The 24,569-nt window shown below is 67.4% G+C and carries 25 protein-coding genes; 17 read left to right on the top strand and 8 right to left on the bottom strand.

Translation table 11 applies throughout. The annotated features are described in order from the left end of the window. Positions 1 to 16 precede the first annotated feature (16 nt). Complete coding sequence (gene gshB / locus ASE61_RS23090) at positions 17 to 961, top strand: glutathione synthase (protein WP_061970968.1); 945 nt, start codon at positions 17 to 19, stop codon at positions 959 to 961. Here the strand turns inward: gshB and ASE61_RS23085 are convergent. Both ASE61_RS23085 and ASE61_RS23080 read right to left on the bottom strand, forming a co-directional pair. Next, complete coding sequence (locus tag ASE61_RS23085) at positions 958 to 2,673, bottom strand: hypothetical protein (RefSeq protein ID WP_061970966.1); 1,716 nt, start codon at positions 2,671 to 2,673, stop codon at positions 958 to 960. The two genes, gshB and ASE61_RS23085, sit on opposite strands and share 4 nt — an antisense overlap. A gap of 47 nt (positions 2,674 to 2,720) precedes the next feature. Next, positions 2,721 to 3,512: a HesA/MoeB/ThiF family protein gene (locus tag ASE61_RS23080; RefSeq protein ID WP_061971173.1), complete on the bottom strand. Its 792-nt coding sequence runs from the start codon at positions 3,510 to 3,512 to the stop codon at positions 2,721 to 2,723. A gap of 170 nt (positions 3,513 to 3,682) precedes the next feature. On the opposite strand from ASE61_RS23080, the gene ASE61_RS23075 reads away from it, so the two are divergent. The 9 genes from ASE61_RS23075 to ASE61_RS23035 are packed head-to-tail and all read left to right on the top strand — an operon-like array spanning position 3,683 to position 12,595. Continuing rightward, positions 3,683 to 4,687 carry a BMP family lipoprotein gene (locus ASE61_RS23075; protein ID WP_200959680.1) on the top strand — a complete coding sequence of 335 codons (1,005 nt, stop codon included), beginning with the start codon at positions 3,683 to 3,685 and terminating at the stop codon, positions 4,685 to 4,687. Between the two features lie 16 nt (positions 4,688 to 4,703). Next, positions 4,704 to 6,233 carry an ABC transporter ATP-binding protein gene (locus tag ASE61_RS23070; RefSeq protein WP_061970964.1) on the top strand — a complete coding sequence of 510 codons (1,530 nt, stop codon included), beginning with the start codon at positions 4,704 to 4,706 and terminating at the stop codon, positions 6,231 to 6,233. Then, positions 6,230 to 7,333 carry an ABC transporter permease gene (locus ASE61_RS23065; RefSeq protein ID WP_061970963.1) on the top strand — a complete coding sequence of 368 codons (1,104 nt, stop codon included), beginning with the start codon at positions 6,230 to 6,232 and terminating at the stop codon, positions 7,331 to 7,333. Before ASE61_RS23070 ends, ASE61_RS23065 begins: the two co-directional genes overlap by 4 nt. After that, positions 7,333 to 8,307 carry an ABC transporter permease gene (locus tag ASE61_RS23060; RefSeq protein WP_061970961.1) on the top strand — a complete coding sequence of 325 codons (975 nt, stop codon included), beginning with the start codon at positions 7,333 to 7,335 and terminating at the stop codon, positions 8,305 to 8,307. Before ASE61_RS23065 ends, ASE61_RS23060 begins: the two co-directional genes overlap by 1 nt. 1 nt (position 8,308) lies before the next feature. Next, positions 8,309 to 8,719 (top strand): cytidine deaminase, encoded by a 411-nt coding sequence (locus ASE61_RS23055; protein ID WP_244492991.1) that lies wholly within the window; start codon positions 8,309 to 8,311, stop codon positions 8,717 to 8,719. A gap of 35 nt (positions 8,720 to 8,754) precedes the next feature. Further along, positions 8,755 to 9,564 carry a purine-nucleoside phosphorylase gene (locus ASE61_RS26700; RefSeq protein WP_061970958.1) on the top strand — a complete coding sequence of 270 codons (810 nt, stop codon included), beginning with the start codon at positions 8,755 to 8,757 and terminating at the stop codon, positions 9,562 to 9,564. A gap of 3 nt (positions 9,565 to 9,567) precedes the next feature. Beyond that, positions 9,568 to 10,329, top strand: a complete 762-nt coding sequence (gene deoC, locus ASE61_RS26695; protein WP_061970956.1) for a deoxyribose-phosphate aldolase — start codon at positions 9,568 to 9,570, stop codon at positions 10,327 to 10,329. Beyond that, positions 10,329 to 11,654: a thymidine phosphorylase gene (gene deoA / locus ASE61_RS23040; protein WP_061970954.1), complete on the top strand. Its 1,326-nt coding sequence runs from the start codon at positions 10,329 to 10,331 to the stop codon at positions 11,652 to 11,654. The genes deoC and deoA overlap by 1 nt, the downstream gene beginning before the upstream one ends. Beyond that, positions 11,651 to 12,595 (top strand): 2-hydroxyacid dehydrogenase, encoded by a 945-nt coding sequence (locus tag ASE61_RS23035; protein WP_061970952.1) that lies wholly within the window; start codon positions 11,651 to 11,653, stop codon positions 12,593 to 12,595. The genes deoA and ASE61_RS23035 overlap by 4 nt, the downstream gene beginning before the upstream one ends. 3 nt (positions 12,596 to 12,598) lie before the next feature. On the opposite strand, the gene nth is transcribed toward ASE61_RS23035, so the two are convergent. Next, positions 12,599 to 13,300 carry an endonuclease III gene (nth, locus tag ASE61_RS23030; RefSeq protein WP_082617670.1) on the bottom strand — a complete coding sequence of 234 codons (702 nt, stop codon included), beginning with the start codon at positions 13,298 to 13,300 and terminating at the stop codon, positions 12,599 to 12,601. Positions 13,301 to 13,320: 20 nt separating this feature from the next. Here nth and ASE61_RS23025 point away from each other — a divergent pair, with 20 nt between their 5' ends. Beyond that, positions 13,321 to 13,863 carry a DUF2244 domain-containing protein gene (locus ASE61_RS23025; RefSeq protein WP_061970949.1) on the top strand — a complete coding sequence of 181 codons (543 nt, stop codon included), beginning with the start codon at positions 13,321 to 13,323 and terminating at the stop codon, positions 13,861 to 13,863. Here ASE61_RS23025 and ASE61_RS23020 read toward each other — a convergent pair. After that, positions 13,848 to 14,462 carry a class I SAM-dependent DNA methyltransferase gene (locus ASE61_RS23020; protein ID WP_061970947.1) on the bottom strand — a complete coding sequence of 205 codons (615 nt, stop codon included), beginning with the start codon at positions 14,460 to 14,462 and terminating at the stop codon, positions 13,848 to 13,850. The genes ASE61_RS23025 and ASE61_RS23020 overlap by 16 nt on opposite strands. Positions 14,463 to 14,775: 313 nt before the next feature. Here ASE61_RS23020 and ASE61_RS23015 point away from each other — a divergent pair, with 313 nt between their 5' ends. Continuing rightward, positions 14,776 to 15,672, top strand: coding sequence for a methylated-DNA--[protein]-cysteine S-methyltransferase (locus ASE61_RS23015; protein WP_061971170.1), 897 nt, complete (start codon positions 14,776 to 14,778; stop codon positions 15,670 to 15,672). A gap of 6 nt (positions 15,673 to 15,678) precedes the next feature. Here ASE61_RS23015 and ASE61_RS23010 read toward each other — a convergent pair whose 3' ends face one another. Together ASE61_RS23010 and ASE61_RS23005 are read right to left on the bottom strand one after the other, a co-directional pair. Continuing rightward, positions 15,679 to 17,400 carry a hypothetical protein gene (locus ASE61_RS23010; RefSeq protein ID WP_156407198.1) on the bottom strand — a complete coding sequence of 574 codons (1,722 nt, stop codon included), beginning with the start codon at positions 17,398 to 17,400 and terminating at the stop codon, positions 15,679 to 15,681. A 143-nt stretch (positions 17,401 to 17,543) separates the two neighbouring features. Further along, complete coding sequence (locus tag ASE61_RS23005; protein WP_061970945.1) at positions 17,544 to 18,722, bottom strand: fumarylacetoacetate hydrolase family protein; 1,179 nt, start codon at positions 18,720 to 18,722, stop codon at positions 17,544 to 17,546. A 228-nt stretch (positions 18,723 to 18,950) separates the two neighbouring features. Between ASE61_RS23005 and ugpB the strand changes: the two genes are divergently transcribed. From ugpB to ASE61_RS22980, 5 genes are all read left to right on the top strand, one after another. Next, positions 18,951 to 20,276 carry a sn-glycerol-3-phosphate ABC transporter substrate-binding protein UgpB gene (gene ugpB, locus ASE61_RS23000; RefSeq protein WP_061970943.1) on the top strand — a complete coding sequence of 442 codons (1,326 nt, stop codon included), beginning with the start codon at positions 18,951 to 18,953 and terminating at the stop codon, positions 20,274 to 20,276. A gap of 75 nt (positions 20,277 to 20,351) precedes the next feature. Next, the gene (gene ugpA / locus ASE61_RS22995; protein ID WP_061970941.1) at positions 20,352 to 21,233 is read left to right on the top strand and encodes a sn-glycerol-3-phosphate ABC transporter permease UgpA; all 882 of its coding nucleotides are present in this window, start codon (positions 20,352 to 20,354) and stop codon (positions 21,231 to 21,233) included. After that, the gene (locus tag ASE61_RS22990; protein ID WP_061970939.1) at positions 21,233 to 21,982 is read left to right on the top strand and encodes a creatininase family protein; all 750 of its coding nucleotides are present in this window, start codon (positions 21,233 to 21,235) and stop codon (positions 21,980 to 21,982) included. Before ugpA ends, ASE61_RS22990 begins: the two co-directional genes overlap by 1 nt. Next, entirely contained in the window at positions 21,982 to 22,830 is an 849-nt protein-coding gene (ugpE, locus tag ASE61_RS22985; protein WP_061970937.1) for a sn-glycerol-3-phosphate ABC transporter permease UgpE, read from the top strand. Before ASE61_RS22990 ends, ugpE begins: the two co-directional genes overlap by 1 nt. A gap of 7 nt (positions 22,831 to 22,837) precedes the next feature. Beyond that, positions 22,838 to 23,917 (top strand): sn-glycerol-3-phosphate import ATP-binding protein UgpC, encoded by a 1,080-nt coding sequence (locus ASE61_RS22980; protein WP_061970935.1) that lies wholly within the window; start codon positions 22,838 to 22,840, stop codon positions 23,915 to 23,917. Positions 23,918 to 23,923: 6 nt separating this feature from the next. On the opposite strand, the gene ASE61_RS22975 is transcribed toward ASE61_RS22980, so the two are convergent. Together ASE61_RS22975 and ASE61_RS22970 are read right to left on the bottom strand one after the other, a co-directional pair. After that, positions 23,924 to 24,310: a type II toxin-antitoxin system VapC family toxin gene (locus tag ASE61_RS22975; RefSeq protein WP_061970933.1), complete on the bottom strand. Its 387-nt coding sequence runs from the start codon at positions 24,308 to 24,310 to the stop codon at positions 23,924 to 23,926. Further along, positions 24,307 to 24,540, bottom strand: coding sequence for a type II toxin-antitoxin system Phd/YefM family antitoxin (locus ASE61_RS22970; RefSeq protein WP_061970931.1), 234 nt, complete (start codon positions 24,538 to 24,540; stop codon positions 24,307 to 24,309). Before ASE61_RS22970 ends, ASE61_RS22975 begins: the two co-directional genes overlap by 4 nt. Positions 24,541 to 24,569 lie beyond the last annotated feature (29 nt).

Here is a 24,569-nt window from a genome sequence, read left to right as displayed (position 1 = left end):
CAACAGGAAGCCTGTCATGAGCCTCAACGTCGCCATCCAGATGGACCCGATCGAGCGCATCCGGATCGCCGGGGATACCGGCTTCGCGCTGATGCTGGAAGCGCAGGCGCGCGGCCACACGCTCTACACCTACACCCCCGACAAGCTCTCGATGCGCGACGGCAAGGTCACCGCGCCGATGCGCCCGGTGAAGGTGCGCGACGTCGAAGGCGATTATTTCACCGCCGGCACGGAGGAAAAGGTCGATCTCTCCGGGCTCGACGTCGTGCTGCTCCGGCAGGACCCGCCCTTCGACATGGCCTATGTCACCACCACCCATATGCTGGAGCGCATCCACCCCAAGACGCTGGTGGTCAACGACCCGACTTCCGTGCGCAACGCGCCCGAAAAAATCCTCGTCACCCATTTCCCGGAATTGATGCCGCCGACCCTGATCACCCGCGACAGGGCGGAGATCGAGGCCTTCCGCGACGAGCATGGCGAGATCGTCATGAAGCCGCTCTACGGCCATGGCGGCGCGACCGTGTTCAAGACCAGTAAGACCGACCCGAATTTCGGCTCGCTCTTCGACCTGTTCAGCAACCTCTTCCGCGAGCCCTGGGTGGTGCAGGGCTTCATCAAGGAGGTTACCGAGGGCGACAAGCGCATCATCCTGATCGACGGCAAGGCGGCGGGCGCCGTCAACCGCGTCCCGGCGGTCGGCGATCTGCGCGCCAACATGGTGCGCGGCGGCGCGGCGCGTCCGACCGACCTGTCGAAGCAGGAGCTCGCGATCTGCGAGGCGATCGGCCCGACCTTGCGCGAGCGCGGCCTGCTGCTGGTCGGCATCGACGTGATCCACGGCAAGCTCACCGAGATCAACGTCACCGCGCCGACCGGCGTGCGCGCTATCAAGAAGCTCGGCGGCCCGGACCTTGCGGCGCAGCTCTTCGACGTGATCGAGACGAAGCGCGGCCGCTAGCCCGCGCTGACATAACCCTTCCAGCAGCGCCCCAGCGCGATCTCCCGCCGGCCCGTGAGGACCGGCGCGTAGATCTTGCGCAGGGCCTCGTTCGCGACCGTGACCGGGCAGAGCGGATAGAGCACGAGGTCCGCCTCGCGGGCGAGCGTGATCTCGGCATCGTCCGGCTTCGGCACGGCCCGGAACGGGTCGGCGCCGATGGCGATGCCGCGCGGCGCACTGCGGCCCATCACGGCGGGGAACGGGTTGACGAAGTTGAGGCTCATGATCGTCTCGAAGCGGCGCCCGCTCGCCTGCTCATGCGCCAGGATCGCCGCGACTCCCTCGTCGACCGCCATCAGCCAGGACGCCTGGAAGTCGAGCTCGGAGTAGAGCTGCGGTGACGGCAGCATCTCCCGTGCGGTGAATTCCCGGAAGGTCGCGGGATGAGCCGCGTAGATGTCGAGCATCGCGCTGGCGCGGTTCATGACGTCGGCATGCTGCGAGACCTGGCCGAGTCGGCCGAGATGCTGGTTCGGCAGGGCGGCATAGCCCGCCTGCGCCATCAGCGCCCGTGCGCCGCGCTGGAGCACGGTTTCGGCCGGCGGGATGGCGGTGGCGGCGACGAGGCCGCAGACAACGAGCGCGCCGCGCCGGCCGCTGCCGAGCCAGCGCGACAGGATCATCAGCAGCACCGGCCAGATGAAGATGAAAGCCTGCCCGCCGGTATTCTGGGTCTCGAAGAACAGCCCGGCGGCGAGGACGACCGCGAGCCAGGCGACGTCGCGGTCGAGCAGGCGGATGAAGCTGGCCACCGACGGTTGACGGCGCAGCGCAAGCGCGGTGTCAGCGATGTCGCGTCGGTCCAGCCAGAACAGGGCAAGCACGAGCGCCGTTCCCGCGCCGACGATGTCGAGATGCAGCGAGGCGGCCTGGACGAAGCGCGGCAGGATGCCGCCGGCATTGATCGCGATCAGCGCGAGGATGCTGCCGAGATAGGCGCTGACGAGGCCGGTCGCGAGTTCGAAGACGATCAACGCCAGCCCAGCGGCGGCTGCGACCGTCAGGGCCTGGCGCAGGCCGATCCGCCCGGCCGCGAGCGCAAAGGCCGTGACGAGGCCGCCGGCGAGGAAGCCGGTGATCTTGATCATGAACAGCGCGATCAGCGTCCAGCCGATGATGGCGGCGAGCGCCGGGCCGCGCAGGAAGAGCAGGCCGCAGACCAGCACGTAGAGCACGATGCTGACATGCCGATTGTAGATGCCGAATCCGTCCGTGCCCGGAAAGAAGGAGTAGTGCTCGACATTGATCGGCAGGATCTGGAAGGCGAGATAGGGCAGGAGCAGCGCCATCGCCCTGGCGCGTGATTGCCGGCCGACCGTGTGCAGGAGGATCGCCATCGCCGGAGCCGTCACGGCGAACAGGCACCATTGCGCCAACAGCAGCGGATGTGCGCGTGGAAACAGCGCATCGAACCCGGCGAAGAGCCAGTAGCCGAGCGGCCCGACCGGTGTGATGAAATCGATCAGCGGCACCTGGCCGTCGCCGATCCGGTTGGCGGCGTCGAGGTAGAGAACGAGGTCCCAGTACATCGGCCCGAGCGGCAGCGTCAGGGGCTGCGTCAGCAGCAGGGCGCAGATCAGGACGGCAGCGCCAAGCAGGACGAGCGGCAGGCTCGGAAGCCACCGCGCCTCGGTCGTAACTCCCGCCTCGATCGTGCCGTCGGCCTGCATTGTGCCCTTCCCCGTGCTTTCGACGGGGATTGGCTAGCAGATACGGGTTAAGATCGGCCTTCGGCCAGGATTTGCCCGTTCAGCGGATTGGCCTCGTCCCAGCCATAGCGCAGCGTCTCGAAGCGCATCGTCAGGGAATCGACCAGCAAGAGCTTTCCGACGAGCGGCTCGCCGAAGCCGGTGATGGCGCGCACGACCTCCAGCGCCATCAGCGAGCCGATCACGCCCGGCAGGGCGCCGAGCACGCCGGCCTCCGCGCAGGTCGGGATCGCGCCGGGCGGCGGCGCGTCCGGAAAGAGGCAGCGCCAGGTCGGGTTCGGCTTGCCGTCCGGCCCGGCCTCATGGGCGCGGATCGTGGTCAGCGACCCGTCGAAGCGCCCGAGCGCGCCCATCACCACCGGCTTGCGCTCGTGGAAGCAGGCATCGGACACGGCATAGCGTGTCGCGAAATTGTCGGAGCCTTCGGCGACGACGTCGTAGAAGGCGATCAGCGCGCGGGCATTATGCGGATCGAGCCGCGTGACATGCTCCTCGACCACGACATTCGGGTTGAGGTTGCGCACGAAGCGGGCGGCGACCACGGCCTTGTGCGCGCCGATATCCTCATTCGTGAAGATGGTCTGGCGCTGCAGGTTCGACAGCGAGACGATGTCGTCGTCGACGATGCCGATCTTCCCCACCCCCGCAGCCGCCAGGTACTGGAGCAGCGGCGCGCCGAGCCCGCCGGCCCCGACCACCAGCACGCGCGCGTTCTTCAGCCGCTGCTGGCCCGGCCCGCCGATCTCCGGCAGGACGATATGGCGCGCATAGCGCTCGATCTCGTCGTCGTTCAGCATCATGGGCGACAGCCTAAGGCCGGTGGCGGCTCCAGGGCAATCGCCCTGCGGCGCGGCCGCGCGGTCGTGATGAACATGACCTTTCGCCAGCTTGGCCGCGTCGCGCAGCCATGTCATCGTGCCGCGATCGAGGGCCGGACAACGGCGCCCGGCTGCAACAGGGGATCGCTTCCATGCGTTTGGGTTCTTTCGCGGCGGCGTTTGCCGGCGTCGTGCTTTCGACTGTCGCGGCACTGGCGCAGCCCCAGCCGATCAAGCCGGCGGTCGTCTACGACAAGGGCGGCAAGTTCGACAAATCCTTCAACGAGGGCGTCTTCATCGGCGCCGAGAAGTTCAAGAAGGAGACGAATGTCGAGTTCCGCGATTTCGAGCCGACCAACGACGCCCAGATCGAGCAGGCGCTGCGCCGCTTCGCCCGCGACGGCCATTCGCCGATCATCGCGGTCGGTTTCTCGCAGGCGACCGCCCTGCAGAAGGTCGCGGCCGAGTTCCCGAACCTGAAATTCACGATCATCGACATGGTCGTCGACCTCCCGAACGTGCAGTCGATCGTTTTCAAGGAGCATGAGGGCTCCTATCTCGTCGGCCTGCTCGCGGCGATGGCCTCGAAATCCGGCAAGGTCGGCTTCGTCGGCGGCATGGATATCCCGCTGATCCGCAAGTTCGCCTGCGGCTATGTCCAGGGCGTCAAGGCCGGCAAGGCCGATGCCGAGATCTTCCAGAACATGACCGGCTCGACCCCGGCGGCCTGGAACGACCCGGTCAAGGGTGGCGAGCTCGCCAAGTCGCAGATCGATCGCGGCGCGGACGTGGTCTACCACGCTGCCGGCGGCACCGGCATCGGCGTGCTCCGCGCGGTGGCGGATGCCGGCAAGCTCGGCATCGGCGTCGATTCCAACCAGAATGCCCTGCATCCCGGCAAGGTGCTGACCTCGATGCTCAAGCGCGTCGACATCGCCGCCTACAATTCGTTCAAGGCGGCGCAGGACGGTTCCTGGAAGCCGGGCATCTCCGTGCTCGGCCTCAAGGAAGGCGGCATCGACTGGGCGCTGGACGACAACAACCGGAGCCTGATCACGCCCGAGATGAAGGCCGCCGCCGACAAGGCCAAGGCCGATATCATCGCCGGCACCGTCAAGGTCCACGATTACATGTCCGACCAGAAATGCACGATGTGAGGCGCGGGCCGCTCCCTTGAGGCCCGCGCCCGCCATCGCGCTTGTCGGCATCTCCAAGCGCTTCGGCACGGTCGCGGCCAACAGGGACGTGTCCCTCTCGGTCGCGGCCGGCTCGATCCACGGCATCGTCGGCGAGAACGGTGCCGGCAAGTCGACGCTGATGTCGATCCTCTACGGCTTCTACGAGGCCGATGCCGGCGAGATCAGGATCGCGGGCGCGTCGCGCCGCATCCGCTCCCCGGCCGATGCGATCGCGGCCGGGATCGGCATGGTCCATCAGCACTTCATGCTGGTGGAGACGCTGAGCGTCGTCGAGAACGTCGTGCTCGGCGCCGAAGGCGGAGCTTTCCTGAAAGGCGGCATTGGCAAGGCGCGGACCGCGCTTGCCCGGCTCTCGCGGGACTACGGTCTCGCGATTGATCCCGATGCCATCGTCGGAGAACTCTCCGTCGGCCTGCAGCAGCGCGTCGAGATCCTCAAGGCGCTCTATCGCGGCGCCGAGATCCTGATCCTCGACGAGCCGACCGCGGTGCTGACCCCGGCCGAGGCCGACCAGCTCTTCGCCCTGCTTCGCGCCTTGAAGGCGCAGGGCAAGACGGTGATCCTGATCACCCACAAGCTGCGCGAGATCATGGAGGTGACCGACCGGGTCTCGGTGATGCGCCGCGGCGAGATGGTCGCCCATGTCGCCACAGCCGAAACCTCGCCGCCGGCCCTGGCCGAGGCGATGGTCGGAAGGCGCGTGCTGCTGCGCGTCGAGAAGGGGCCGCACGAGCGCGGCGCGCCGGTTCTCGAAGCGGTCGGCCTCTCCTGCCGTGACGGGCGCGGCACCGAGACCCTGAAGGACGTGAGCCTCACGCTCCATGAAGGCGAGATCGTCGGCATTGCCGGGGTCGCCGGCAACGGCCAGAGCGAATTGCTGGAGATGCTGGCGGGCCTGATCCAGCCGAGCCGCGGCGTGATCCGGCTGGGCGGCCAGATTCTCGCGGCGGCGGATCGCCATCCGGCGCGGCTGCGCCAGCGCGGCCTGATGCATATTCCCGAGGATCGCCAGCGCAGCGGCCTCGTCACCGCCTTTTCCGCCGCCGAGAATGCCATTCTCGGCTACCAGCACGACCCAGCCTTCGGCTCCGGCCCCTTGCTCTCGCCGGCCCGTATCGAGGCCCATGCCCGCGAGGCCTTCGCGGCCTATGACGTGCGCCCGCCCGATCCGGCGCTGAGGACGGCAAAATTCTCCGGCGGCAACCAACAGAAGATCGTCCTCGCTCGCGAGATCGAGCGCGGCCCGAAGGTGCTGCTCGTCGGCCAGCCGACGCGCGGTGTCGATATCGGCGCGATCGAGTTCATCCATCGCCGGCTGGTGGCGCTGCGCGATCAGGGCGTCGCGATCCTGCTCGTCTCGGTCGAGCTCGAGGAGGTGATGGCGCTCTCCGACCGGATCATCGCGCTATGCGGCGGCCGGATCACCGGCGAGCGCGCCGCGGAGCAGGCCGATGAGCGCGATCTCGGCCTGCTGATGGCCGGCGTGGCGGACGAGGCAGCATGAGCGCCGTCCCCGTCGACCTCCCGCGCTGGGCCGATATCGCGCTGGTGCCGCTGGTCTCGGTCGCCGCGGCACTCCTCGTCGCCGGGCTCGTGGTCGTCGGCATCGGAGAAAATCCGCTGGAGGCGACGGCCCTGCTCCTGCGCGGCGCGCTAGGCAGCGCCGAGGGCATCGGCTTCACGCTCTATTACGCGACGAATTTCATCTTCACCGGGCTCGCTGTCGCCGTCGCCTTCCATGCCGGGTTGTTCAATATCGGCGGCGAGGGGCAGGCGACTGTTGCCGGCATCGCCATGGCGATCGCCTGCCTCGCGGTCCCCGCCTTGCCAGGATTCCTTGCGGCGCCCTTCGCAATCCTCGCGGCGGCAGCGGGCGGGGCCGCTTACGCCTTCATTCCCGGCTGGCTCCAGGCGAAGCGCGGCAGCCATGTCGTGATCACCACGATCATGCTGAACTTCGTCGCGGCGACGCTGATCGTCTATCTGCTGCGCGAGATCATCGGCAAGCCCGGCTCGATGCAGCCGGAAACACCGGATTTCCCGGCGGGCGCCATCCTGACGCCGATGCACCAATTGCTGGCGCCCTTCGGTTTCACTTTGCCCGCGACGCCGCTGAACAGCGCCTTCTTCCTGGCCCTGATGGCGCTCTTCGCCGTCTGGCTGCTGATCTGGCGGACGCGACTGGGCTATGCGATCCGCACCGTCGGCGCCAATCCGCGCGCCGCCGCCTATGCCGGCATCTCGCCTGCTGCGGTGACCATGATCGCCATGGCGATTTCGGGTGCGCTCGCCGGCGGGCTCGCGGTCAACGAGGCGCTCGGCGTCCAGCACCGGCTCGTGCTCGATTTCACCGCCGGCTACGGCTTCGTCGGCATCGCGGTCGCGCTGATGGGTCGTGGCCACCCGGCCGGCGTCGGCCTCGCCGCCCTGCTCTTCGGCGTGCTCTACCAGGGTGGGGCCGAGCTCTCCTTCGACAAGCCGGCCATCACTCGCGACATGGTCGTGGTCATCGGCGGCGTGCTCGTGCTCTTCGCCGGCGCATTGGACGGGCTGTTCCGCCGGGCTATTGCGACCGTGCTGCGCATCGGCCGAGGAGCGGCCTGATGGACCTGCTCCAGCTCCTCGCTGTCATCCTCGATTCGACGATCCGGCTCTCGATTCCGCTGATCTGCGCGGCGATGGCGGGCTTGTGGTCGGAGCGGGCCGGCGTCGTCGATATCGGTCTGGAGGGCAAGATGCTGGTCGCCGCCTTCGCCTCGGCGGTCGCGGCCTTCGCCACCGGCTCGGCCTGGATCGGGCTTGGCGCCGGCATTCTGGCATCGCTGGCGCTGGCGCTGGTCCATGGCTTCGCCGCGATCACCTGGCGCGGCAACCAGATCGTCTCCGGCGTCGCCATCAACATGCTGGCGGCGGGGCTGACGGTCGTGCTCGGCAATGCCTGGTACGGGCAGGGCGGGCGCACCCCCTCGCTCGAAGGTGCGGCCCGCTTCGGCGACCTCACCTTGCCCTTCGCCCGCTGGGCGCGCGAGCACGTTCCCGGGCTCGGGTTGATCTATGACGAGGTGGTTTCCGGCCATGCCGCCCCGGCCTATCTCGCCTTCCTCTGCGTGGTCGTCACGGCTTTCGTCCTGAAGCGCACGCGCTTCGGCCTGCGCATACGCGCCGTTGGCGAGAATCCGGCGGCGGTCGATACCGCCGGCCTTTCGGTCGCGGGCCTGCGCTATGGCGCCGTCGCGATCTGCGGCCTGCTCTGCGGCATCGGCGGCACCTATCTCGCCGTGGCGCAATCTGCGGGGTTCCTGCCGCATATGACGGCGGGGCGTGGTTTCATCGCGCTCGCAGCCGTGATCTTCGCCAATTGGCGACCCTGGCCTGCGCTCAGCGCCTGCCTGCTCTTCGGCCTGCTGGACGCGGTTGCGATCAGGCTCCAGGGCGTGACCCTGCCCGGCATCGGCCTCGTGCCGGTGGAAGCGATCCAGGCCTTGCCCTATCTGATGACCATAATCCTGCTCGCCGGCTTCATCGGCAGGGCGACACCGCCGAAAGCCTCTGGCCTGCCCTATGTCAAGGAACGCTGATTTGCCGGCCGATATCGATTTCGAGGCCCTGTTTGCGGCCGCCGCCGCCATCCAGCCGCGCGCCTACGCGCCCTATTCGCGCTTCAAGGTCGGGGCTGCATTGCTGGCCGATGACGGCGCGGTCCATGCCGGCTGCAATGTCGAGAACGCCGCCTATCCCGTCGGCTCCTGCGCCGAGGCCGGGGCGATCGCCGCGATGATCGCGGCTGGCGGGAAGGCGATTCGCGCCGTCCTCGTTTTCGGCGAGGGGGCCGAGCTGGTCACGCCCTGCGGCGCCTGCCGCCAGCGCATCCGCGAATTTGCTGCGCCCGAGACGCCCATCGCCATCGCCGGGCCGGAGGGCATCAGGGCTCGCTTCACGCTGGAGGAACTGTTGCCAGCCTCCTTCGGACCGGCCAATTTGCCGCGGTGATTTGGGCTGCTCCGGCGGCCGGAAGGGAGCATGCGATGGCGGCCGATCCGGCCTGCGACGAGGTGGCATCCATCCTGGCGGACCGGGGCATCGACGCGATCGATTGTGCGATCGTGCTCGGCACCGGCCTCGGCGCCGTCGCCGAGGATGTCCAGGACGCGATCCGCATTCCCTATGCCGAACTGCCCGGCTTTCCGCGCGGCGAGGTCTCCGGCCATGCCCGCCAGCTCTGCTATGGCACGCTGCATGGCCGCAAGGTCCTGATTTACCAGGGGCGCGCCCATTACTACGAGGGCGGCGATTCCACGGTGATGCGGGTTCCGCTCGGCGTACTCACCGCCTTCGGCTCGCCGCCGCTGGTCCTGACCAATGCGGCAGGCTCGCTCTCGGCGGAGATGCGTCCGGGCAGCCTTGCTCTCATCACCGACCATATCAACCTGAACGGCCCCAATCCGCTGATCGGCGACAGGGGCGACGGCCGCTTCGTGCCCATGGTCGATGCCTATGACCCGCATCTGCGCGGCCGCTTCAAGCGCGCGGCCGAAAAGGCGGCGCTGTCGCTCGGCGAAGGCGTCTACATGTGGTTCACCGGGCCGAGCTTCGAGACGCCGGCCGAGATCCGCATGGCGAAGGTGCTGGGCGCCGATCTCGTGGGCATGTCGACTGTGCCGGAGGTCATCCTGGCGCGGCGCTGCGGTTTGCGCGTCGCCGGCCTGTCCATCGTCACCAATATGGGTGCAGGCCTTCATGGCGGCACGCCGCATCACACCGAGACGCGCGATGTCGCATCCCTTGCCGCAGGGGCGCTCAGGCGCCTGCTGCGTGCCTTCCTGTCGGAGTTGTAAGCCATGTCCGATGCCGATTTCGCCCGGCGGGCGCTCGCCTTGCTCGATCTCACCGATCTTGCCGACAATGCCACGGAGGAAGGCACCCGCGACCTCTGCCGGCGCGCCGTGTCGGGCCCGGTGCCGGTCGCTGCGATCTGCCTGTGGCCGCGCTTCGTCGCGACAGCACGCGCTGAACTGGGAGACGGCCCCGTTCGCATCGCGACCGTGGTGAATTTCCCCGATGGCGACACGCCGATCGCCCCGGTCATGCGCGAGACGGAAGAGGCACTCGCCGCCGGTGCCGACGAAATCGACCTCGTCCTGCCCTGGCGGGCCGTTCTCGCCGGCCATGTCACCTCGGCCGCCGCTATGGTCCGCAACGTCAAGGGGCTCTGCGACGAGCGGCGGCTGAAGGTGATCCTTGAGACCGGCGAACATCCCAATCTCGACAAGGTCAGGACCACCTCCGAGCTCGCCATCGCGGCCGGCGCTGATTTCATCAAGACCTCGACCGGCAAGACCGCGAACGCGGCCAGCATCCCGGCGGCGCGCGTGATGCTCAGCGTCATCGCGGAAATGGGCCGCCCCGTCGGGCTGAAGCCGTCCGGCGGCATCAGGACGCTGGCCGATGCCACGCGCTATCTCGATCTCGCCGATGCGATCATGGGTGAGGATTGGGCGACGCCCACGACGTTCCGCTTCGGCGCCAGCGGCCTCTATGGCGCGCTCGTCGAGGCCATCGATGGCGCCGCGCCCGATGCCGCGCCGCGTGGGGGCTATTGATGCGCCTGACCCAGGAGATCATCGCGGCCAAGCGCGACGGTGCAGAACTGTCCGATGCCGATATCCGCCAGCTCATCGCCGGCTTGCCGGACGGGTCGGTCAGCGAGGGGCAGGCCGCGGCCTTCGCCATGGCGGTCTATTTCAACGGCATGAACGAGCGCGAGCGTGTGGCGCTGACCCTTGCCATGCGCGATTCCGGCACGGTGCTGCGCTGGGACGACCTGCCCGGTCCGGCGCTCGACAAGCACTCGACCGGCGGCGTCGGCGATACGGTGAGCCTGCCACTCGCGGCGGCGGTCGCGGCCTGCGGCGGTCATGTCCCGATGATCTCCGGCCGCGGTCTCGGCCATACCGGCGGCACGCTCGACAAGCTCGACGCGGTGCCGGGTTACGTCACGCAGCCCGGCATCACCCTGTTCCGCAAGGTGGTGCGGGAAGCCGGCTGCGCCATCATCGGCCAGACCGCCGATCTCGCGCCGGCCGACAAGCGCCTCTATGCCATCCGCGACGTCACCGCGACGGTCGAGACCATTCCGTTGCTGGTCTCCTCGATCCTGTCGAAGAAGCTCGCCGCCGGCCTGCACGGCCTCGCCATGGACGTGAAGTTCGGCTCCGGCGCCTTCCTGCCCGACTACGGCAAAGCGCAGGCGCTGGCACAGGCGCTGGTCGGCGTCGCCAATGGCGCCGGCCTGCCGACCAACGCGCTCCTGACCGATATGAGCGAGCCGCTCGCCTCGGCCGCGGGCAATGCGCTCGAGGTCGCCTATGCGCTCGACCATTTGACCGGGCGCCGCCGCGAGCCGCGCTTCCATGAGGTCACGGTCGCGCTCGCCGCCGAGATGCTGTTGCTCGGCAAGCTCGCCCCGGATCTCGACACCGCCCGCGCGAAGATCGAGCAGGCCTTCGCCTCGGGCGCTGCGGCCGAGCGCTTCGCCCGGATGATCGTCGCGCTCGGCGGCCCGGTCGATTTGCTGGAAGCCCCGCAGAGGCATCTGGCCGCCGCTCCCGTCGTGAAGCCGGTCTATCCCGAAACGCCGGGGGCCGTCGCTTCCGTCGATACGCGCGCGGTCGGGCTCGCCGTCGTGGCGCTCGGCGGCGGCCGGGTGCGGCCGCAGGACCCGATCGACCATGCCGTCGGCATCGTTGCGCTGGCAGGCATCGGCGACGATGTCGGCTCCGACCGGCCGCTCGGCATCGTACATGCCCGCAACGAGGACGGCTACGCTGCGGCAAGCGAGCGCTTGCGCAAGGCCTACCGGATCGGAGAGGGTGCGGCGCGTGGCCCGCTGGTTGCGGAACGGATTACGGAGAGGGTGTCGGGATGAGTTTGCTTCTGGCCATGACCGGCTGGCATATCGAGGACTGGCGCGCGCGCTTTCAGGCGCTGCTGCCGGATATGCCCGTCGTCGTCCTCGGCGAGCCCTTCGACCGTCGCGCCGTGCATTACGTCGCGAGCTGGAAGCACCCGCCCGGCAGCCTGACCGGCCTGCCCAACCTTGCCGCGATCTTCTCGCTCGGCGCCGGCGTCGATTTCCTCTTCGCCGACGACAAGCTCCCGGCGGCGCCGATCGCACGCATCGTCGACCCCGATCTGACGACGCGGATGAGCGAATATATCGTCCTGCATTGCCTGATCTACCTGCGCCAGCAGCGCCGCTACGACCGCCAGCAGCGCGAGGCGCTCTGGGACGACGACCGCAACCAGCCGGCCGCCCGCTCGGTCCGCGTCGGCGTCATGGGGCTGGGCGAGCTCGGTCAGGATGCGGCGCGCAAGCTCGCCGTCATCGGCTTCGACGTCGCCGGCTGGAGCCGTTCGCCAAAGACCATCAAGGGTCTCCAGACCTTCTCCGGCGAGGACGGCATGAAGGCGTTCCTCGCCCGGACCGACATCCTCGTCAGCCTCCTGCCGCTGACCCCGGATACGCGCGGCATCATCAATGCCGAGCTGCTTTCAGGCCTTGCGCAGGGCGGGCGCCTCGGCGGGCCGTTCCTGATCAATGCCGGGCGCGGCGGCTTGCAGGTCGCGGACGACATCCTCGCCGCGCTTGACGCCGGCACGCTGAAGGGTGCGACGCTCGATGTCTTCGAGACCGAGCCGCTGCCTGTGGACTCGGCCCTCTGGAGCTATCCGGGCGTGACGGTGACGCCGCATAATTCGGCGATGTCGGAACCCGAAGCGATCGCCACGGCGGTTGCCCAGCAGATCGGGCGGCTGGAGGCGGGCGAGCCCTTGCTCAACCTGGTTGACCCGGCGCGGGGCTACTGAGCCTCAGGCGATCCGCTTGTCCGCGGAATCGCAGAGGTCGTTCTGGATGCAGCGCAGGCATTCGGGCCGCAGCGCCTTGCAGGTATAGCGCCCGTGCAGGATGAGCCAGTGATGGGCGTGCCGACCGAATTCCGGCGGCACGGCCTTCTCCAGCCCGAGTTCGACCTGCAGCACGTTCTTGCCCGGCGCGATGCGCAGGCGGTTGGCGATGCGGAAGACATGGGTGTCGACCGCATGGGTGGTCTCGCCGAAGGCGATGTTGAGCACGACATTGGCGGTCTTGCGGCCGACGCCGGGCAGGCTCTCCAATGCCTCGCGCGTCGCCGGGACCTCGCCGCCGAATTCGGCGATCAGTTGCTCGCAGAGCGCGATCACGTTCTTCGCCTTGGTGCGGAAGAGCCCGATCGTCCTGATGTAGTCGCGCACGGTCTCCTCGCCGAGCGCCAGCATCTTGGCGGGCGTGTCGGCGATGGCGAAGAGGGCGCGGGTGGCCTTGTTGACGCCGGCATCGGTCGCCTGCGCTGAGAGCACGACCGCGACGAGCAGCGTGAAGGCGTTCACCGATTCCAGTTCGCCCTTGGGCTCGGGATTGGCGGCCTGGAAGCGGGCGAAGATCTCGCGGATCTCCGCCGGCTTGCGCGCGCGCGGCAACGTGATGCGCTTTGCCGACGCAGCCGTGCGAGGGGGCCTGTTCCGCTGATCCATGACGGCGTTATAATCGTCGCATGACACCCGGCAATAGCCCCGGCAGTGATAGCTTTGGCAGCGAGATCGCGGACGCGTCGCAGCGGCCGGTCTTCGACGCGACGATCACGCCGCATCGATCGCTCGGCCAGAACGGATTCCGCATCGTGATGACGCTGGTCTGCCTCGCCAGCGTGATTTCCTCGCTTCCCTTCGTCCTGCTCGGTGCCTGGCCCGTCGCGGGCTTCTTCGGGCTCGACATCGTCGCGCTCTTCGTCGCCTTCCACGTCAATTTCCGGCATGCGCGCGCCTTCGAGCGCATCGTGGTGACGCCGCTGGAGGTTTTTCTGCGCAAGGTCTCGCATCACGGGCGCGAGGCGGTCTGGCGCTTCAATCCGGCCTGGACCCGGCTCGAACGCCAGACGGACGAGGATTACGGCCTGCTCGCCCTGACGCTGGTCTCGCGCGGGCAGAGCGTCGCGATCGCCTCCGCGCTCTCGCCGCAGGAGCGTTCCGGCTTCGCCGATGCGCTGGGCTCGGCCCTGTCGAGCGCCCGCCGCGGGCCGGATTACGGCACGCCTTGAGCCGCTGCGGCGAGCCAGATCGTATGGCCGCCGCAGCTTGGGTCCTCGACGATATGGTCGATGACGGCGAAACCGCTCTCCGCCAGCAGGGTCCGGTATTCCCCGGGATCGAGGCTGCCATGATAGAGCGCCTCGCTTTCGAAGCTGCCGATCGCCTCGCCATGCGCCGGGCCGCTGGTGAACAGCAGGGCCGCGCCCGGCGCGGCATGGCTCGCGAAGACCTTGAACATGCCGCGCTGGTCCTCCGGCGTCAGGTGGAAGAACGAATCCCAGGCGATCAGCCCGTCGAAGCGGCGGCCAAGGGCGAGGCGGCGCATGTCGGCGACCTGCCAGTCGCCCTCGGGAAAGCGGGTCCGGCACAGCGCGATCATCGCCGGGGCGGAATCGACGCCGGTGACGGCATGACCGTGTTCGATGAAATGGCGGGCGATCGGCTGCCCGGTGCCGCAGCCGATATCGAGGATCGTGGCGCCGGGCGCGAGCAGGTCCCGGAAACGCGCGAGCCACGGGCCTTCCATAAGCGTCTTGCCGCGCAGGCCGTCATAGGTGGCGGCGTGGCGCTGGTAGAGATCGATGATGGCATCGGCGGGAGAGGTCATGACCCTATGAGCCCTCATCCTGAGGAGGCCCGCAAGGGCCGTCTCGAAGGATGCTCCAGGAAGCTCCGGAACCATCTGGAACATCCTTCGAGACGCCGCTAACGCGGCTCCTCAGGATGAGGGCTGAGGATGGGGACGATGCGGAGGGCAACCCCGCCCTTGCCAGCTTTCGGGTGGGAACGGCATGGTGGGCACCCTAGATTCGCATCATGACGAACGATGCGAGGTTCCCATGAACGCTCATGCTCCGATGAAAACGGCGATGACCCCGACGCGCTTCTCCAATGCGGTGCTGGCGCGCGCCACCGATGCGATGCCAAGCGAGGCCGATTTCCCGGCGGTCGCCCCCGGCTCGGACTACGACACCGTCCGGCGCATCCTCTCCTTCATCACCCATAACTGGCGCGAGCAGCCGACGATCGAGGCGATCGCGGAAGCCGCTGGCGCGACCCCGACCGATGTCCACCACCTCTTCCGCCGCTGGTGCGGCCTGACGCCGAAGGCTTTCCTGCAGGCGATCACGCTCGACCATGCCAAGGGGCTGCTGTCGTCCTCGGCCAGCATTCTTGACACGGCGCTTGAGGTCGGCCTCTCCGGCCCTGGCCGCCTGCACGATCTCTTCGTGACGCATGAGGCGATGTCGCCCGGCGAATGGAAGACCGGCGGCGAAGGTCTCAAGCTCTCCTATGGCTTCCATGCATCGCCTTTCGGCGAGGCGCTGGTGGTGATCACGGAGCGCGGCCTCGCGGGCCTCGGTTGGGTCTCGAACAGCGCCGATGGCGGCAAGGTCGTCGGCGGGCGGGCCGAAGCGCTGGCCGACATGATGCGGCGCTGGCCCCATGCCGATTATCATTACGACCCGGTGCTGACGGCGCCCTATGCCGGCCGCATCTTCGAGCCCAAGGCCTGGTCGGCGGAGACGCCTTTGCGTGTCGTCCTGATCGGCACCGATTTCGAGGTGCGGGTCTGGGAGACGCTGTTGCGCATCCCCGTCGGCTGCGCCACGACCTATGGCGAGGTCGCCAGCCATATCGGCAAGCCCAGCGCGGCGCGGGCCGTCGGCATGGCGGTCGGCAAGAACCCGATCTCCTTCGTGGTGCCCTGCCACCGCGTCATCGGCAAATCCGGCGCACTGACCGGATACCATTGGGGCCTGACGCGCAAGCGCGCCATTCTCGGCTGGGAAGCCGGCCAGACGGCGGCCGGCTGACCCCGGTCACTTCCGCAAATACATGTCCCAGCAGGGCGCGAGCGCGATCCGCTCGCGCCCTTCGAGCGCTGCGGCGAAATGGCTGCGGATCATCTCGCGCGGCGTCGTCACCGGGCATTTCGGCATCAGCATCGCGTCGGTCTGCCTGAGCGCCTCGATGGTGCCCGGCTGCAGGTCCGGCGTGCTGCGGCCGGGATCGACTCCGACCGGCACGACGCGCGGCGGCATGCGCTGCAGCAGATAGTTCAGCGGATCGACGAAATCGAAGGTGAAGAAGCCGTTGAGCTCGCGCTTGTTGGCGGCTTCCCAGGCCTTGATCGCGGTCACCGCCTGCTGGATCTCGAGCATCCAGGTCGCCTGGTAGTCGATCTCCGAATAGAGGATATAGGACGGCAGGATGTCGCGCCGGATCAGGTCGCGATAGCCTTCGGGCTGCGTCGCGTAGTGGTCGAGCATCGCGGCGGCGCGTGCGGCGATGTCCGGCTTCACGCTGATCCGGCCGAGCGGCCCGAGATCGGGCACGTCGAGTGCGACATAGGTCGCCCCGCCCATCACCGCGCGCATCCCGCGCTCCATGCAGATGATGGCGCTCGGCAGCGAGACCGCGAGCGTCAGTACGAGGACCACCGGCCGCATGCGGTCGTTGCGCCGCTCCCACCAGTCGAGGATGAGCGGCAGGAGGATCGGCCACAGGCCGATGAATTCGAGCGAGCCGGTATTTTGCGTCTCGAACAGGGCAAGCGCGAACAGGCCTGCTGCGAACCAGCCGATCGGCGCATCCGCGAGCGCCCGCCAGCCGGCCAGCGTCGCCGGTAAACCGTCGCGCCAGGAGGCGTAGGCGAGCACGGCGAGCAGGATCAGCGACGGGCCGATCACGTTGAACTTGACCGAGGCCACGGTCAGGAAGCGCGGCAGCAGCGTACCGGTGTTGAGGCCGAGAAGGGTCAGGATATCGATGATGTAGGCGGAGCTGAGCCCGGTCGCGAGTTCCAGCACGCCCAGTGCGAGGATGACGAGCCCGGCGGCGATGATCGCATCGCGGAAGCGCATCCGGCCGCTCAGCGTGGCGTAGCCGACGAGGAGCGTGCCGGAGACGGCGCCCGTGACCTTCGTCAGGAAGAGCGTCAGCATCAGCACGGCCACGAGCGCGATCTGCAAGCTGCGCCGCGGCTCGAACAATAGGGTCGCGATCAGCAGGTAGAGCTGCAAGGCGACATGGCGGTTGTAGAAGCCGTATCCGTCGAAGCCGGGCGATGGGTAGAGCCCGTGCAGGTTGATCGGCAGCGCCGCGAACAGCAGGAAGGGCAGCACCAGCGCCAAAGCCTGCGGGCGGGAGCGCCGGGCGACCTCGCCGGCGAGCAGCGCCAGCACCGGCAGCATGATCGGCAGCAGTGCCCAGTTGATCAGCAGCATCGGCTGCGCATCTGGGAAAACGGCGTCGAGCCCGGCGGCAAAATAGAAGCCGAGCGGACCGATCGGCGCGAAGAAATCGATGGTCGGGACCTGGCCGAGGCCGATGCGCTGGATCGCGTCGAGATAGACCACCGTATCCCAGGCATTGGGCCCGAGCGGCAGGCGCAGCGGCAGGATCAGCGCCGCGACGGCCAATGCGGCGAAAGCCACGATCCAGGCGAGGGGCGAGCCGGCCAAGCGCATCGCTGCTCCCTTGCCGATGAAATCCTTGCCGTCGATTTGGGAGTTTTCTGTCCCGATTTCGCTCATCGCCACGCCGAACCCTCCTGGTCCAGCCCGCTCTGTGGCAGAAAAAACTTACCAGCTGCCTGACGGAAAGGCAGGTTCTCGCCGAATTTCGGTAAGAACCCGCGGTTCCGCTGCTGCCTTTCTGTCAGTTCGCCCGTTCCGGTGCCGGGTCAGAGCAGTCCGCGCCCAGCCAGGTAACGCATCAGATGCGAGGCGCCATAGGTCCAGGGTGCGCATTCATCGGTGCGCTTCATCCGGTTGACCAGGCTGCCGAGCTCGGGCGCGGCGATGGTGACGATGTCCCCGTATTTATGGGTGAAGCCGCCGCCGGGCGCATCGCGATCCTTGATCGGCGCGAACATGGTGCCGAGATAGAGCGCCGCCCCGTCCGGATATTGATGATGCGGGCCGATCATCTGGGCCGCGAGATCGGCGGGGTCGCGGCTGATCTTCGCGATCGAGGAGGAGCCCTCCAGCCGGAAGCCGTCCTGCCCCTCGACCGTCAGCGTCACCGTCGTCCGGCGGACATGATCGAGCGTGAAACCGGCATCGAACAGGCGGATGAAGGGGCCGACCGCCGCGGCGGCGTTGTTGTCCTTGGCCTTGCCGAGCAGCAGGGCCGAGCGGCCCTCGACATCGCGCAGGTTGACGTCGTTGCCGAGCGTGGCGCCGACGATCCGCCCATCCGAGGCGACGATCAGCACGATCTCCGGCTCGGGGTTGTTCCAGCTCGAGGCCGGATGCAGGCCGGCATCCGCGCCGGTGCCGACCGTCGACATCGGCGGCGCCTTGGTGAAGATCTCGGCATCCGGCCCGATGCCGACCTCGAGATACTGGCTCCAGGCACCCTGCTTGATCAGCACCTCCTTGAGATGCATCGCCTCGGGCGAGCCGGGCTTGAGCTTCGAGAGATCGTCGCCGATGAGCTTGCCGATCTCCTCGCGGATCGTCGCTGCGGCGGCCGGGTTGCCGCGCGCCTTCTCCTCGATCACGCGCTCCAGCATCGAGACCGCGAAGGTGACGCCGGCCGCCTTCACCGCCTGCAGGTCGAGCGGCGAGAGCAGCCAGGGCCGCGTCGGGTCGCGGCCGTCCACAGGCGTGTTGGCGAGGATGTCGGTGAGCGAACCGATCGCCTCGCCTTGCGCCGCGCGCAATGCAGCTGCCGGATCGGCGTTCTCGCAGAGGTCGCGGCTGGTCGCGAAGCTCTGGGTGACATCGATCACCTGCCCACCGCGCAGCGTCACCACGGCGGGCCCGCCGAGATCGGGACGCCAGACGCGGCCCGCGAGCGCGGCGGCCTCGGCATCCGCGGGCAGGGTCGTGGTCACGGCAAGGTCGAGGCTGGGCATGGTGGCATCCACAGGCGGATTCGGATCGGGGAGCGCAGATCAGCCGGTTCTGCCGGAATGTGCAAGCGAGAGGCCGTCACGGCCGATGCCGGACCTCCGACCCAGACCATAGGCTGATTGCGCTGGTCGTCATCGATTTGTCATTGAAATGTCGCCTGCGCTTCATGCTAGCTTGCGCACCAACGACAAGAACCGCGGCGGCGCCCGCCCGCGGAAGGGAGACATTCCATGAGCATCAAATCGCGCATCCTGATGTCGGTCGCGGCCTTTGCGCTGGCCGGCGCCTCGCCTGCCCTCGCGCAGACCGAGATCCAGTGGTGGCACGCGCTGACCGGCGCCAATAACGACGTCGTCGTCAAGCTCTCCGAGGATTTCAACGCCTCGCAGAAGGACTACAAGGTCGTTCCGGTCTACAAGGGCTCCTATCCCGACACGCTGAACGCCGGCATCGCCGCCTTCCGCGCCGGCCAGGCGCCGCACATCCTGCAGGTCTTCGAGGTCGGCACCGGCACGATGATGTCGGCCAAGGGCGCGATCAAGCCGGTCCACGAGATGATGAAGGAAGCCGGCGAGAAATTCGATCCGAGCGCCTATCTGCCGGCGATCAGCGGCTATTATTCGACGGCCAAGGGCGAGATGCTCTCGATGCCGTTCAACTCCTCGTCGATGGTGATGTGGTACAACAAGGACGCCTTCAAGAAGGCGGGCCTCGACCCCGAGAAGCCACCGAAGACCTGGCCCGAGACCTTCGAGGCCGCCAAGAAGCTGAAGGCCGCCGGCTACGACAAATGCGGCGTCTCGAACGCCTGGGCGCCCTGGGCCAATATCGAGCAGTTCGGGGCCTGGCACAACATCGCGCTCTCGACCAAGGTCAACGGCATGGCCGGCGCCGACGCCGTGCTGAACTTCAACAAGAGCCCGGCCTTCCTGAAGCACTGGACCAACCTGGTCGAGCTGCAGAAGGACAAGACCTATGACTATTCCGGCCGCACCAATAATGGCGAGGGCCGCTTCACCTCGGGCGAATGCCCGATCTTCCTGACCTCCTCGGGCTTCTTCGGAAACGTCAAGGCGAACGCCAAGTTCGACTGGGCCAACGCCGCGATGCCGTACTATGCCGACGTGCAGGGCGCTCCGCAGAACTCGATCATCGGCGGCGCTTCGCTCTGGGTGATGGGCGGCAAGAAGGCGAACGAATACAAGGGTGTCGCCAAATTCTTCACCTTCCTCTCGAATGTCGACCGCCAGGTGAAGCTGCATACCGAGTCGGGCTATCTGCCGATCACCAAGGCAGCCTATGAGAAGGTCAAGGCGTCCGGCTTCTACAAGGACAAGCCCTATCTCGAGACCCCGATCCTCGAGCTGACCAACAAGGCCCCGACCGACAACTCGAAGGGCCTGCGCTACGGCAGCCTCGTCCAGATCCGCGACATCTGGTCGGAGGAGCTGGAGGCGGCGCTGAACGGCCAGAAGTCGCCGCAGGCGGCGCTGGATGCGGCGGTCGAGCGCGGCAACCAGATGCTGCGCCAGTTCGAGCGCACTGCGGCCCGCTGAGCATTTCGCTCTTGCATAGCTGAGGCCATCCCGGGCAATTGCGCCCGGGATGGCCGTCTCGTTCCAAGGAAGCCGATGCAGAAGAACGCATATTTCAAGGGGCTGACGATCCCCTTCCTGCTGCTTCTGCCGCAGCTCGCGATCACCATCGTGTTCTTCTACTGGCCGGCGAGCCAGGCGGTCTGGCAGAGCTTCCTGCTCGAGGATGCCTTCGGCATCTCGACGCAGTTCGTCTGGTTCGAGAACTACCAGGCGCTCTTTGCCGATCCCGGCTATCTCAAGGCCTTCGTCAACACCGCGATCTTTTCCACCTTCGTCTGCGTTCTCTCGCTCTCGATCGCACTGCTCTTCGCCGTGATGGCGGACCGGCAGATCCGCGGTGCCGAGATCTACAAGACCCTGCTGATCTGGCCCTATGCAGTGGCGCCCGCCATCGCCGGCGTGCTCTGGCTGTTCATGTTCGATCCCTCGCTCGGCATGCTCGCGCGGGGCCTGCAATCGCTGGGTATCCCGTGGAATCCGCGCCTCAACGGCAACCACGCCATGCTGCTGGTCATCCTCGCCGCGACCTGGAAGCAGATCAGCTACAATTTCCTGTTCTTCCTCGCCGGCCTGCAATCGATCCCGAAGAGCGTGATCGAGGCGGCGGTGATCGACGGCGCCCGGCCGATGCGCCGGTTCTGGACCATCGTCTTCCCGCTGCTCTCGCCGACGACCTTCTTCCTGCTCGTCGTCAACATCGTCTACGTCTTCTTCGACACCTTCGGGATCATCGACACGGTGACTGGGGGCGGCCCCTCGGGCGCGACCGAGACGCTGGTCTACAAGGTCTTCTCCGACGGCAAGGGCGGCTCCAATCTCGGCGGCTCGGCGGCGCAATCGGTGCTGCTGCTGATCATGGTGATCGGACTGACCGCGGTGCAGTTCCGCTTCATCGAGCGCAAGGTGAGCTACTGATGGCCTCCGTACTCTGGCAGGACCTGACCGCCGAGGAACTGCGGGTCAAGGCGGCGGCGGACGCGATCGTCGTCCTCCCCGTCGCCTCGATCGAGCAGCACGGCCCGCATCTGCCCGTCGGCGTCGACACCATCCTGTGCGGCGGCGTCTGCAAGGCTGCGGCCGAGCGGGCCGACGATGTCGACGTCGTCGTGGCGCCGACGCTCTGGTGCGGCATGGCCGAACATCACATGGCCTTCGGCGGCACCTTCACCTTCGATATCCCGACCTATCGCGCCGTGCTGCTGTCTTTCCTGAAGAGCATCGAGCGCCACGGCTTCCACCGCGTGCTGATCGTCAATGGCCATGGCGGCAACATTGCCGCGCTCACCGCCTTCCTGCCCGATTTCGCCCGCGAGACTCGGCTGCATGTCGAGGCGACCACCTATTTCATGCTGGCCGAACAGGCGCTCGGCCCTCTCCTGGAGGATCAGAAGGGCGTTCAGCATGCCTGCGAGGTCGAGACCTCGATGATGATGGTGCTGGCGCCGGGCTCGGTCCGCGAGCCACGCCTGTCCGAAGCCTTCGGCGCGCTGGACCGTGCGCCCCGCCGGCAGGTCGTTTCGCGCCACCGCTCCTTCCGGGAGATGACCGAGACCGGCGTGGTCGGCGATGCCCGCCGCGCCACGCCGCAGAAGGGCCAGGCCTGTCTCGATGCCTGCGCCGATGCGCTGGCCGATCTGCTGCGCGCGATGGAGAGGGCCACCTGATGGTCGAGGACCGCCGCCTGGGCGACCTGATCGCCTATATCATCCTGACGATCGGCGTGCTGATCGTCGCCTTCCCGGTCTGGCTGACCTTCGTCGCCTCGACCTGGGACGCCGCGACCGTGATCAACGGCCAGATGCCGCTCTATCCCGGCCCGTATTTCCTGGAGAACTACAACCGCATCCTGTTCGTGGGCACGTCGAGTACGACGCGCGAGCCGGTCATCCACATGATGCTGAACTCCTTCATCATGGCCATGGCGATCGCGCTCGGAAAGATCTTCATCTCCGTGCTTTCGGCCTATGCGGTGGTCTATTACCGCTTCCCGTTCCGCATGGCGGCGTTCTGGATCATCTTCATCACGCTAATGCTCCCGGTCGAGGTCCGCATCTTCCCGACCTTCAAGATCGTCTCCGATCTCAACATGCTCGACACCTATCAGGGCCTCGCCATCCCGCTGATCGCCTCGGCGACGGGCACGCTGCTCTTCCGCCAGTTCTTCATGACGATTCCGGACGAGTTGCTGGAGGCCTCGAAGATCGACGGTGCCGGCCCGTTCAGGTTCTTCAAGGATACGCTGCTCCCGCTCTCGATGACGACGATCGCGGCGCTCTTCGTGATCCAGTTCATCTATGGCTGGAACCAGTATCTCTGGCCGCTGCTGGTGACGACGAAGGACTCGATGCAGACCATCGTCATCGCCATCAAGAAGATGATCGTCACCGCCGACGCTCTGACGGAATGGCAGCTCGCCATGGCCACCGCCATGCTGGCGATGCTGCCGCCCGTCCTCGTCGTCATCGCCATGCAGAGGCTCTTCGTGAAGGGCCTGGTCGAAACCGAGAAGTAACCCGCGAATGGCTCAGGTCACCCTCACCAACGTCAAGAAGGTCTATGCCGGCGGCGTCGAGGCCGTGAAGGGCGTCTCGTTCGACATCCCCGATGGCGGCTTCTGCGTGCTCGTCGGCCCCTCCGGCTGCGGCAAGTCCACGCTGCTGCGCATGGTCGCCGGTCTGGAGACGATCTCGTCGGGCGAGGTGTCGATCGGCAGCCGCGTCGTCAACGAGATCGAGCCGGCCGACCGCGACATTGCCATGGTGTTCCAGAACTATGCGCTCTACCCGCATATGAACATCTACGACAACATGGCCTATGGCCTGCGCAATCGCGGCACGCCGAAGGACGAGATCGACAAGCGGGTGCGGGAAGCCGCCCGCATCCTGGCCATCGAGCCCTTCCTCGAGCGCCGGCCGCGCCAGCTCTCCGGCGGCCAGCGCCAGCGCGTCGCCATGGGCCGCGCCATCGTGCGCAAGCCGCAGGTCTTCCTCTTCGACGAGCCGCTCTCGAACCTCGACGCCAAGTTGCGCGTGCAGATGCGCGTCGAGATCAAGAAGCTGCAGCGCGCGCTGGGCGTCACCGCGATCTACGTCACGCACGACCAGGTCGAGGCGATGACGCTGTCCGACAAGCTCGTGGTGATGAATGCCGGCCAGGTCGAGCAGATCGGCCTGCCCGCCGAGGTCTACCGCAAGCCGGCGAGCAAGTTCGTCGCGACCTTCATCGGCTCGCCGCCGATGAACATCCTGCCCGGCATGGTCGACGGCCCCGGCATCGTCGCGCTCGGCGAGGCGATCATCGAGGTGCGCGATCTGCGCGAGGATCTGGCGGCGCAGGCCCCGGTCGAGGTGGGCTTACGCCCCGAGGATGTCGAGATCGCCTCCGAAGGCCAGGCCGGTTCGCTGCCCTTCGACGTCGAGTTCATCGAGGAGCTCGGTGCGACCCAGCTCTTCCACGGCAAGCTCGCCGGCCAGCCATTCGTGATGCAGGCGGCGACGGGCGAGGTCGCGGCGCAGGAAGGCCGGCTCTGGATCACGGTCGATCCCGACAAGATCCACGTCTTCGATCCGAAGACGGGCGTGCGGCTGGGGAAGGGCTGAGCGGCGTCACCAGAGGCGTTTGACGGCGAAGCCGTCGAACAGCGCTTCGTTTGAAACCAGAACCATGTCTTCGGCTTGAGCCTGCGCGATCAGCAGGCGGTCGAACGGGTCCTTATGTACGATGTTCATCTCGCCGGCTCGCAGGGCGTGGTGGATGGCGATCGCCAGTTCGATAAAACCCTGATCGGCGATGATCGCCTCGAAATTCTGGGCCAGCAGCGCTGCATCGGGGAGTTTGCCGATCCGGAATTTGGTGGCCACCTCCATGGCCGAGGCGGCGCTGACGGCGATACTATTGGCCTCATCCTCGATAGCCTCGCGAGCGCGGCTACTCAGCGCCTGGTCGCCCGCAAGCCACCAGATCAGGGCGTGGGTGTCGAGCAGCAGCCTCACGTCAGATTCCACCCGCCGAGCTCGGTGTCGGGCAGCGGCTCGTCGAAGCGCGCGTCGATCGCGATCTTGCCCTTCAAGGCGCCGAAGCGCCGCTTGCCGCGTGGTACGACCGGCACGAGGCGCACCACCGGCACGTTGCCGCGGGCGATCACCACGTCTCCGCCTTCGAGGGCGTCGGCAATCAGCTTGGACAGGTTGGTCTTGGCGTCGTGAACCGAGAACTGGGCCATGGAGGATCTCCTTAGCTAACAAGATAGCT

The sequence above is a fragment of the Allobosea sp. Root670 genome (genome assembly GCF_001429415.1).
Classification (GTDB): Bacteria; Pseudomonadota; Alphaproteobacteria; order Rhizobiales; family Beijerinckiaceae; genus Allobosea; species Allobosea robiniae.
Note: the sequence above shows the minus strand (reverse complement) of the source record. Positions and strands in the feature narration are given on the sequence as shown.